We start from the raw sequence: 11,196 nt of genomic DNA, 5'->3' as shown, positions 1-11,196 counted from the left end.
TCCGTATGAGGATCGCACTGGCCAGCACATGCACTCCGGCCAAGGGTTTTGGCAACCGCTCCTCATCGCGTGCCAACCGGCGAACGCGCGCCATTCATGGACGAGCGCGGTACGCTGGGCCTGTCGAAGCGTCGTAACGACCTCGGCCTTCAGTAGAGACGGTGCATTGCACCGTCTCCCAGTAGAGACGGTGAGCCACGGCGGCAGATCGGTGGGCAGCATGCGCGTTGGAGCGACGTTGTATTGCAACGTCGCTACGCCCGTGCGGACGCTCCAACGCCATCCATTCACAACCTCACGCAGCGAGTGGTCGCGCTGTGGGGCGTCTTTAGGCATGAAGGTCAGGTAGAGAGCGATGAAGGCTCACATCGCGTGGATAGGGTTGGTGTGTCATGCTGAACGCATCCCACGTTGATCTCCGAAATGCATAACAGGCTCTAGCCTTTGATCACGATTGACAAATCCCCGATTCAGGCGTATAGTAGTGAAGCCTATTAGGCACCGGTGGGATACGATGAGGAACGGAACCGCTATGGATAGTAGTTATTCTCGTCAGCGGCAATGTGTGGTGATAACAATCAACGCATACACCGGCCTCATCGGTATGTTGCGCCGGCATGAATAGGCTTGCAGCCTAATCATTGCAACGCACCCCGGTGAGGTCTTACCCGCCGGGGTTTTCTGTGTTTGCGTTGCGGTTGTCGCCCCTTTGCCGCTGTCAAGATGCGCAGGGGGTGACAATGACCACATTCCCAACTCCTCGCTTCGATGAGGTACAGGCACTCATTGCTGAACAGCGCTGGCTCGATCTGCGCGAGCAACTCTCACGCTGGCCAGCGCCTGAGATCGCCGATCTGCTGCTCGAACTCTCCGCCGCTGAGCGAATGCTCGTCTTCCGCGTGCTGCCACGTTCATTGGCAGGCGAAGTCTTTTCCTACCTCGAACATGATGATCAATACGAACTACTGACCAGTCTGAGTTTGGATGAGACGCGCTTGCTGCTTGCCAACCTCAGCCCCGACGACCGTACCCAATTGTTTGAAGAGCTACCCGGGCAGGTCACACAAAAGCTACTCAACCTGCTCAGCCCCGAAGATCTGCGTGAGGCGCGACAATTGCTCGGCTATCCCGAAGAGAGCGTCGGTCGCTTAATGACACCGGATTATGTCGCCGTGCGGCCGAATTGGACGATTGCGCGCGCACTTGAGCATATTCGGTTACGCGGCCGCGATAGCGAAACGATTGACATCATTTACGTCACCGATGAGCAATGGCGACTGCTCGATGCGATTGAATTGCATCGCTTTATTCTTGCCGAGCCAACCCAGACCGTGCGGAGCCTCATGGACGAGAGCTACGTTGCATTGTCAGCATTCGATGACCGCGAGCGGGCAGTGGAAGCGTTGCGACGCTACAGCTTACCAGCGTTACCAGTGGTCGATTCTGATGGGGTGTTGGTAGGGATTGTCACCTTCGATGACTTGATCGATGTTGCCGAGGAAGAAGTAACTGAAGACTTCCACCGCAGTGCGGCAGTCGAGCCGCTCCGCGGCAATTATCTTGAGATACCGGTCATTGAGTTGGTTCAGAAACGAGTACCGTGGCTGGTGGGATTGGTCTTCGTGAACGTCTTTTCAGGGGCAGTGATCGCAGCATACGAAGAGACTATTGCTGCTGTGATTGCACTTGTCTTCTTTTTACCGTTGTTGATAGACAGTGCCGGCAATGCCGGTTCACAGTCAGCAACGTTGACCGTGCGCGCATTTGCAACCGGCGACATTGAGGCGGGTGACTGGTGGCGTTTGCTGACGAAAGAGTTGCTGGTGGCAGTACTGTTAGGCGGTGCAATGGCAATTGCGGTTGGGTTATTGGGCGTAATCCGGGTCGGCTGGGAAGTAGCCGGAATTGTCTCGTTGACGATGTTGGTAGTAGTTCTGATGGGAAGCTTGGTCGGTCTGTCGCTGCCTTTCATATTGAGGCGGTTAGGGTTTGATCCGGCTGCGGCTAGCGGCCCACTAGTCACTTCGTTGGCAGATATTGGTGGTGTACTGATCTATTTTTCTATTGCGACATGGCTGTTGGGTCTATGACAAGCGGCAGAGATACCCAAACGCTAAAGTTTAGAGGTAGCGAGGTCGCTTGAGCAGGGCACGTGAAAACCATGCATTGCGAAGTTTTCTTGATCTGAAGTGAGCGGTATCTGACCATGTTCAAACCACGAACCTTTACGCCCGCGCCGCCGGCCCAATCGATCTTAACGCGAGCCGATGTTTGGTTGCTGCTAGTGCTGGTCGGGTTGTTGGCGTTGGTGATTGGCGCAGCCGAAAGCGCGCCAGAGACGGTGCAGGGGCCGGAGATCGACCTCTCGCTAAGCGCGTTGCCGTTTTACTCTTTGCGTTCGGTAGGACGGATGGCCTTGGCCTATGCGCTGTCGTTTTTGTTTACGATGATCTACGGCTACATCGCGGCCTACAATGGGCGGGCCGAGCGGGTGCTGATCCCGCTACTCGATGTCTTGCAGAGCGTACCAATCCTGTCATTTCTGCCGGTAGTCTTGCTCAGCCTAAGTACGGTGCTACCGGAAACGCTAGCAGTAGAATTAACTGCCGTGGTGCTCATCTTCACCAGCCAAGTCTGGAATATGACCTTTGCGTGGTACCAGTCACTCACCACCATCCCGCGTGAGCTACGGGAAGCGAGCAGTATCTTTCGCTTCTCGCGCTGGCAACGGTTTACCACGCTCGAATTTCCCTTCGGCGCACTGGCACTCGTCTGGAATAGTATGATGAGTTGGGCCGGCGGTTGGTTTTTCCTCATGGCTGCCGAGATCTTTACGCTGGGTGATCGCGATTTCCGCCTGCCGGGGTTGGGCGCGTTTTTGCAAACCGCCGCTAACGCCGGTGATCTGGCTGCGATTGGGTGGGGCATCTTGACGCTGGTGGCAGTAATTGTCATCCTTGACCAGTTTGTTTGGCGACCGCTGCTGGCGTGGGCCAGCCAGTTCCGGTTGGAAATGATCGAACGGGATGACGAAGAGTCACAGTCATGGTTCTACGATTTGATCCGGCAGTCGGTGGTAGCTAGCTGGGTAAGCAGCTTGGCGGGAGCCATCGATCGGTTGATTATGCGCCGGCTGAGCCGGCGGCCAGCGCCCGATCCCTACCTCAGCGTCTCGATCCGGCGTTCGTGGTGGGAATGGGTGCTAGTAGCGGTTAGTGTGGTCTTAGTTGGCTGGGGTGGCTGGGTTGGAAGCAACTTACTGCTGAGTGTGCCGCTAGCGCAATGGGGCGAAATTGGGCTGAGCGTGGGCGCAACGATGGTGCGAGTAGCGACAGCGATGGCCATTGCCCTGCTCTGGACGGTACCGGTAGGAGTGTTCATCGGCACGCGCCCGCGGGCGGCGGCAATCTTGCAGCCAATCGTGCAAATCGCCGCGTCGGTGCCGGCGACGGCTCTCTTTCCAGTGTTGGTGTTAGTCTTTCTTGCGCTGCCCGGCGGGCTGAATCTTGCTGCGGTCGTCTTGATGATGCTGGGTACACAATGGTACGTTCTTTTCAATGTCATTGCCGGTGCGGCGGCAATTCCACAAGATTTACGCTTTACGAGTGATCTGCTGCAACTCCACGGTTGGGAACGGTGGCGCACGCTGATTTTGCCCGGTCTGTTTCCCTATCTCATCACCGGTCTAATCACAGCCAGCGGCGGGGCGTGGAATGCCAGCATTGTGGCCGAGTACGTGGTCTTTAACCAGCAGACCTACCAGACGATCGGGATTGGGGCGCAGATTGCGGCAGCGACGGCGAATGGTGATTTTGCCGGCCTGTTTGCCGCGACTTTGGCGATGATCATCGTGGTGGTCGCGATCAACCGGCTGGTTTGGCGGCGGCTGTACCGGCTAGCCGAGACAAAGTATCGCATGGAGTAATTGATAGTTAGGGAGCAACCGTATGCTGCAGGCACAGCCAAAACCGCTGGTGGAATTGATGGGGGTATCGCAACGCTACGGGCGGGGCGAGCGCCAGTTTACCGCTATTCAGGATATTAACCTGACGATTGCCGAAGGCGAATTTATGGCCCTGCTCGGCCCGTCGGGTTGCGGCAAGAGCACGCTCTTGCGGATCATCACCGGTCTCAACCGGCCCAGCGAGGGGTTGGTGCGCTATCGGGGCAAGGCGCTAGAGGGAGTGAATCCGTATGCGACAATCGTCTTCCAGACCTTTGCCCTCTTTCCATGGCTGACGGTGGAGGAAAATGTCGCGGTGGCGTTAAAAGCGCGGGGGGCCTCTGAAGCGGAAGCGCACCGGCGGGCGGTGGAATTGATCGATCTAGTCGGCCTTGACGGTTTCGAGCAAGCCTACCCGCGCGAGCTGTCCGGTGGGATGCGGCAAAAGGTTGGCATCGCGCGCGCGTTGGCGGTTGACCCAGAGCTGCTCTGTCTTGACGAGCCGTTTAGCGCGCTCGATGTGCTGAGCGCCGAGACGCTGCGCGGCGAAGTGCTGGAATTGTGGACGGGCGGCAGCTTGAAGATTCGGGCGGTGTTGATGGTCAGCCACAACATCGAAGAGGCGGTCTTTATGGCTGACCGAATTGTGGTGATGGACAAAAATCCGGGCCGGATTGTGGCCGAAGTGCCGGTGAACTTGCCCCACCCGCGTGATCGCAAATCCGATGCGTTTGCCGCCTTGGTGGCGCGGGTATACGCGGTGCTGGCCGGGCAAACCCAATCCGAAGCGATTGAGTACGGCACCGAGCCGGGCCAAAACGGGCAAACGCGCTTGCTGCCAGCGGCATCGGTAACAGCGCTGGCCGGTCTGCTCGAACAGGCCAATGCAACCGACGACGAGCGCGATCCGCTGGCGAAACTGCAAGATGAACTAGGCTTAGACCTCGACCAGATGCTACCGCTGATCGAGGCTGCCGAGCTGCTCGGTTTTGCACGGGTTGAGAGCGGCAATCTGATCCTGACGCCGTTGGGGGAAGCGTTTGCCGAAGCCAGCATCCAAACCCGCAAAGAGATTTTTGCTTCACGGTTGCGGCGGTTACCCTTCTTCCGCTGGATGCTGCGCATGATCGCCGCCGCTGACAATCAATCGTTGCGTTGGGAGGTCTTGCTCACTGCACTTGAACCGGAATTTCCGTCCGAGGTGGCCGAACGGCAACTCGACATTGCGCTGGAATGGGGGCGCTACGCTGAGCTATTTGCATATGATGACGCCGAAGGAAGATTCTTCCTTGAAACGCCGGCAGTCACAGAAAAGTAAGCTTACTCCACCCCCAGCCGTCCAATCTGCACGTGCAACACGCGCCGGTCGGTCAGGCGGGGGTCTTCGTTAGCCGGGATCCACGCTGGGCCGGTGATTCTGAGCAACAGCGCGCCGCTGGCGACAGGCGGCACTTGGGCCGGATCGATGGTAATGCGGACGATGGATGGGTCTTGGCCAACCTGATGGCATCCTAATGCGACGATAGGCGCGCTGGTAGTTGGCCACAACGTGTCTTCAGCCTGCGCGCCAACGCAGAGCGTCGCCTCGCCGAGGTGGGCGGGGCGCAAGCCGCCGGCCACTTCGATGGTCACCGTCTGTTTGGTCGCGCCTGCCGGCCAAGGTAAGCGGATAACCGCCTCGCCGTTACTCCAACTGTACTGCCAACCATCCTTACTCTGTTCGGGCCGGTAGAAACCACTAACCTGCGCAGCGAACGAGGTTGGCGTGAGCGGCGGCGCTGCGGCATCAACCGTCGGCGACGCGACCGGATCGAGCCGGTAGATGGTGAACGGTAGAATCAGGCGTGCAACATTCTGCGGCTTCTGGTCGGTCAGTTGCTCGAACTCGGCTAGATCGAGCGTCACCTCATCAATGAAGGTCAGCCGGAAGCCGGGTAAAGCGAGATTGGCACCGCTCGCGCTCAACATCAGATAAACGGTGCGTCCGGCGGCTTGCCAGTACTTCACCTGTTCGGCGAGCAGCGCAGCGTAAGGCGCAGTGGAAACACTCTTGACCGTAAATGCATCAATGTGGTGGGCAAAGCGCAACGGCGTTGACACTAAGTCAGGAATATCGCGTGAATCGCTGTAGATCGGCGCACCGCCGCGCAACAGCACAATATCGCGTTCGGGAGTGAAGCGTTTGGCAATCGTTTCGACTTGTGCCAACGCGCCGGCGTACTCAGTATGGGCAAAGTAGTAGCGTCCCGTCCAACCGAGGAAGAGCAGCAGCAGCCCGGCGAGACCAGCCGCCAACCCTTGCCGCCAGCGCGCGGCCAGCGGGCGGAATTGCCACGCGCCGGCTAAAGCGGCGAGCGCATACGCCGCGCTTAAGGCAAAGATCGGGTAAGCGATCGGCACAAACCGGCGCAGAATATAAATGTAGGTTTGCTCGGAAGTACCGTAGGTCTGGCGGAGATAAAAGAAACTGCCGAGAAAGCCAACCGCAAGCATCAACCAACTCGCTGCGGTCAGGCCGCGCCGCCACCAGAGGGCGAACCCGATCACCGCCAACACCACGCCGAGCGGCGACAGATACCATCCCACCCGCACCAAGCCGGCCAGTGGAATCAGCTCTTTTGGTTGGACGGGGGCCGGATCGCTGGTGAAAGTGCTAGGGTCGGCCAGCATCCGCTGCCACCAACTCATGCCGCGATATTCCTGATAGTAGAGCACAAGCGGTAAGCGGATCGGTGCACCGACATAACCTTGAATACGCAGCCAGTTGAGGGTCTGGTTTGAGAACGGCCCCTGCCATGGGCCGCGTGTGGCGGCCAGCTCGGCGCGCAGGGCGGCGGTCGCGGCGAGATCAGGCTCAGCTTCCCAAGGCCGGCCAGTCAAGACCACACCGGCTTGCAAGCGCGCCTCGGTAGGCGTCATCACACCGCTACGCACATCGCCGGCGACCAGCGCCGGATCGCGGGTAAGTGGGTCATTCCAGCCGCCGCGAGTATTAAAGAGCAGATCGGCATCAATAATCTGCGGGCGCACGAAATAGGCCCAACCGGCCAAGAGCAACAAACCGAGCGCGATTACGTTCTGCCAGCGTTGCCGGCGGGAAACCAACCAGTGTTCGAGCTGCAATACCCAGCCACTGCGGCGGAGCAGAATCAAGCCGGTGATCGCAGTCGCCACCAGCGCCAGCTCGATCCAGATCCGCCACGGATCGGCGAGCGAGCTAAACCGCGAGGTAAAGTACGACTCACGCACGGCGGGGGTGAGGAAAGGCAGCGCGATCAATGAGGTCAGGGCGAAATCTTGAAAGCGAGCAAAGCCGGTATCGAAGAAATAGGCGCGAGCAATGAAGGTAATGTGCAGAGCGGCATGGATCAGCATCGCCAGCATACCCAGCGCCAACGCAGTTTGCGTGCGTTGCCAACGGCGGCTCAGCCAGCAATAGCCGAGGTAGAGCATTGCCGGGGCAAGCAGAAAGAAATCGATCCGGGCCAACGCCACCTGTCCAAACGCAATCCCAGCCAGCAGCGCATACGCCACTCGCGCACGGAATGGCACATTGCGGTCGTTGAACTTTGCAAACAAATACAGCCCGCCCCACGTCAGAAACTGGGCCGTGGTTTCGGCGGTCGAATAGCGGGAAAACCAGACCTGCACCGCATTAAGACCGAGCAGAACCATTCCCAGCCAACCGACCCATGGCCCGGCGAGGCGGCGCCCGATCATGCCTACGCTCCACACGCCGAGCAAGCCGAGCAAACCGGTAGCAAAGAGACCGAACAGTGGACCGCCGGCAGCGGTAAGCAACCCGATCCACGCCGGAAAGAGGTGAAAACCCTGCGGCACAATCCGACCTTGGGCCAGCTCGCCTTCGTTAATCAAAAAACCGGCGGCGCGCAGGCGAGTGGCGATATAGCGATCGCGGGCTTGAGCGATCATAACATTGCTAATCGCCTGTTCCGCTGGCTCGCGGATAGCCGGATCGCTGCTCTGTGCCGCTTGGCCTAGCTCGGCGACGACAGCATCGTGTTGAACGATGCTGCCGGTGCGAGCTATGGCAAACCCTGTAACTGCGTAGACGCCGGCGTCGCGTACCCCCAGAATAACTTCAAAGGGTCGGGCAACCAATAGCGCTAGCCCCAACAGTGTTACGAACCATACCCAGTAGCCGCGCACGGCAGGGCGCGGAACGGCAGGGCGCAGCGTGGAATGCCGTCGCCCCAGCCAGATCAAGCCGGCGCTCACCGCCAGCGTGATGCCTAGGTGGAGCCAGAGTGAAAAGATGCCGAAACCGGCCAACACCAATGCTAGCCAGCCACTCCAGAGCGCGCCGATCAAGCAGTGCTCGAAATGGCGTTCAAGGCCATCGTTGGCGTCAAGTTGCGGGATCGCTCGCGCCAGTGCCCATCCCGGCGCATAGATAATAATTGGTAAAAGTAGAATACCGACAATAATCTGTGCCATGCTCGTTTCCGGCGATCGATGCCGCGCGTGATTATAGCATAGCCTTTGCATGGTACAATGCGGCGACGGCGAAAACGTCATTCAGCCAAGTGGATATACATAACGATGGCTTCTTCTCTCATCAAGCGAATAAATCTGCGAGTAGCCGCTGGCAGCCAAGCGCGCCGGTTGCCCGGTGTGACGATCCCGGCGCTCTGGTTGGCGATGATCACAGTTGTGACCTTAGTTGCCGGGTACGCAGTCCGGCCAGTAGTGACCGTTGATATTGGCGAAAACCGCGATGGCGCTTTTCTAGTGAACTTCAACGCGCGCGAGATCGATGCCGCTGGTGCGTATGAGCGCTTCGAGTGGCCGGCAGGCGCTGCTACTGCAACGGTTCCCGGCGGGCGCAACGGGGTTTGGTTGGCGCGGATCATTGCCCGTCCGGAAGCTGATCCGATCATTCTGCAACGCGAGTCGGCGGCGGCGGTGAATGGCGTGCGTTTAGAGATGCCGCGCCGCAGCGGGACAGAGATGTTGGTTAAAATCCCGGCTCAGATCGCTGCTGCGCCGACGCTCACTTTCGAGCTGGTATCGCCGTTGGTCGGTGGCGAAGCACCGCCGTCGGGCGTGCCACTAGCGGTTGAGTTGGCACCGGCCCGTACTTACCGTTGGAGCACTGATGAGAGCCAGATTGTCTTCCCACGTTTGGGGCAGGGCAACTGGATTGTGCGACTTGATGCGGTGGTCGCCCATCCCGACGGTTCGCCGGTCAATGCGCGGCTCAGCGCCAACGGCGTTGAGCTAGCGCGGTTGCCGGAACAAGCGCGGTTGCGGCGCATCCAGCTTCTCATTCCAGCAGCGGTGATGAATGGAGGCGATCTGAATCTGACCCTGCAAGCCGATCCGTTCCGCGATCCGCGCCCTTTGGGTATGCTAGTGGCCGATGTCTCGGTTGGGCCGGCAGCCAGTCCCATGCTGGCAACGTTTGCGCCACCAGTGGCACTGGGGCTTGGGCTGTTTATCGTACTGGGGATGTTTGCTTGTCTGGCGTTGCTCACGGTTGATATCAAGCGGCGCTGGTATCTCGATGCTACTGGCTGGGCGGCGGTGGGTTTGACGCTGGCGATCATAGCGGCTGGTTGGGCGATCGTCGTCTACCGTTTCCCCAGCGGGCAGATGATCGACCGGTTGGCGGCGGTGACCTTGCTCAGCCTGCTGGTGACGGTTGCGATGCGCCCGCTCACCCGCTGGCTGCTGGGCCAGACCGGCGCTCGCGTGCCGTCTGAGTTCACGGCGGCGCTCCTGATCGTCTTTCTGGTTGGGTTCTGGCTCAAGGCGATTGGCATGCTCTACCCCTACTACGTTGGGATCGACGTTTTTTGGCACATGGATAAGGCGCGGCGCATTATCTACGATGGTGCGCTGCCGCTCTACTACAGCGTCAATAGCCCGCTCAACGAGACGACGATGCCGGTAGCGGAGTGGGGGCGTAATCCGCCGGTGATTCCCTATTCACCGTGGTTCCATATTTTAGCGACGAGTTATGCCATCTTTCCATGGCCAATGGAGCTGACGGCTAACTTTGTGAGCCTGCTCATGGATATGTCGCGGGTGGTGCTGATCGCGGCGATTGCGCTTAAGGCGGGTTTCAGCCAGCGGGTGGCGCTGTTGGCAGCAGTGACATACGCCGTCCTGCCGGTGACCTATTTGCTGCATATCTGGGGCAATGTGCCGACCGCTGCCGGCTTGTGGCTCAATCTGCTAGTGCAGACGACCATCTTGCTGGCGTGGGATCGGCTGGGTGAGTGGCAGATCCAGCTCTGGGTTGTGCCGCTGTTCGTGTTAGCCTTCCTTGTCTACACCGTTACCGGTGTCTTTACCGGCGTGTTTTTGGTTATCTTGACCGTCCTGATCTGGGTGAATGCTCGGCGCGGGCCGGAGTGGCGCGAGCTGCTGCGGGGCCTCAAACCGCTATGGGTAGCGGCGGGGGCGGCAATCGGCTTGGCGATCGCTATCTACTATGGCCAGTATTTCCAACCGATTGTGGAACGGACTATTCCCTATATGATGACCGTCTTCACTCGCGGGCCAGAGACGGTTGGTGTCTCGCGACCGCCCTTCCACGAATATCTATGGTCGTTTGTACCACACCTTGGCTATCACATTTGGCCGAACCATTATCTCTACTACGGCTTGGCCATCCCGTTGATCTTCTTCATTCCGGGGTACTGGGCGATGCGGACGAAACCCCTGCTCTGGCTGGTGATTTCGGCGTGGGGGACGGTAGCGCTGCTGTTTTTATTAGCCGGCTACCGGATTTCGATGGTCGATAAGCAACTGTTCTACCTCATTCCGGTAATCTGTCTTGCATGGGCGATTATGGCTGACCGGCTGTGGGAACGGTGGGCGGGCCGAGTTTTCGTGCTGGCGACGCTGGCGTTGTCGCTCGGTAGTGCGCTGTGGTTGTGGGTGTATCGGATCAGCATTTCGCCAGTACAGGGGAATTGAGGAAGGGGCGAAAGGTGAATGCTCTCACAAGAGGGGGAAGGGTTCTCTCATCCCCCCTCACCCCCCTGCCCCCGCTCCCACGAGGGGAGGGTTCCCCTCACCCCCCTGCCCCCTCTCCCACAAGGGGAGGGGGGGGAAGGGTCCCCGCTCCCACGAGGGGAGGGTTCCCCTCACCCCCCTGCCCCCTCTCCCACAAGGGGAGGGGGGGAAGGGTCCCCGCTCCCACGAGGGGAGGGTTCCCCTCACCCCCCTGCCCCCTCTCCCACAAGGGGAGGGGGGGAAGGGTCCCCGCTCCCACGAGGGGA

The 11,196-nt window shown here is 59.4% G+C and carries 5 protein-coding genes and 1 pseudogene; 4 read left to right on the top strand and 2 right to left on the bottom strand.

The genetic code is table 11. From position 1 onward, the window contains the following. Positions 1–195: 195 nt before the first annotated feature. Positions 196–394: pseudogene (locus tag Q1A59_RS18155) on the bottom strand (transposase); the annotation flags it as partial. 346 nt (positions 395–740) lie between these two features. Between Q1A59_RS18155 and mgtE the strand changes: the two are divergent. The 3 genes from mgtE to Q1A59_RS06790 all read left to right on the top strand — a co-directional run bounded on the left by mgtE (position 741) and on the right by Q1A59_RS06790 (position 5,261). Beyond that, entirely contained in the window at positions 741–2,090 is a 1,350-nt protein-coding gene (gene mgtE, locus Q1A59_RS06800) for a magnesium transporter (RefSeq protein ID WP_299644520.1), read from the top strand. Positions 2,091–2,206: 116 nt separating this feature from the next. Beyond that, entirely contained in the window at positions 2,207–3,925 is a 1,719-nt protein-coding gene (locus tag Q1A59_RS06795) for an ABC transporter permease subunit (RefSeq protein WP_298401798.1), read from the top strand. Between the two features lie 22 nt (positions 3,926–3,947). After that, positions 3,948–5,261, top strand: a complete 1,314-nt coding sequence (locus Q1A59_RS06790; RefSeq protein WP_298401795.1) for a nitrate/sulfonate/bicarbonate ABC transporter ATP-binding protein — start codon at positions 3,948–3,950, stop codon at positions 5,259–5,261. Between the two features lie 2 nt (positions 5,262–5,263). On the opposite strand, the gene Q1A59_RS06785 is transcribed toward Q1A59_RS06790, so the two are convergent. Then, complete coding sequence (locus Q1A59_RS06785) at positions 5,264–8,401, bottom strand: glycosyltransferase family 39 protein (RefSeq protein WP_299644516.1); 3,138 nt, start codon at positions 8,399–8,401, stop codon at positions 5,264–5,266. Positions 8,402–8,506: 105 nt separating this feature from the next. On the opposite strand from Q1A59_RS06785, the gene Q1A59_RS06780 reads away from it, so the two are divergent. Continuing rightward, on the top strand, positions 8,507–10,891 hold the full coding sequence (locus Q1A59_RS06780; RefSeq protein WP_298401789.1) for a hypothetical protein: 2,385 nt from the start codon (positions 8,507–8,509) through the stop codon (positions 10,889–10,891). The last annotated feature ends 305 nt before the right edge of the window (positions 10,892–11,196 follow it).

Source organism: uncultured Chloroflexus sp., assembly GCF_937951745.1.
Classification (GTDB): Bacteria; Chloroflexota; Chloroflexia; order Chloroflexales; family Chloroflexaceae; genus Chloroflexus.
This window is presented reverse-complemented; position numbering and strand designations above follow the sequence as displayed.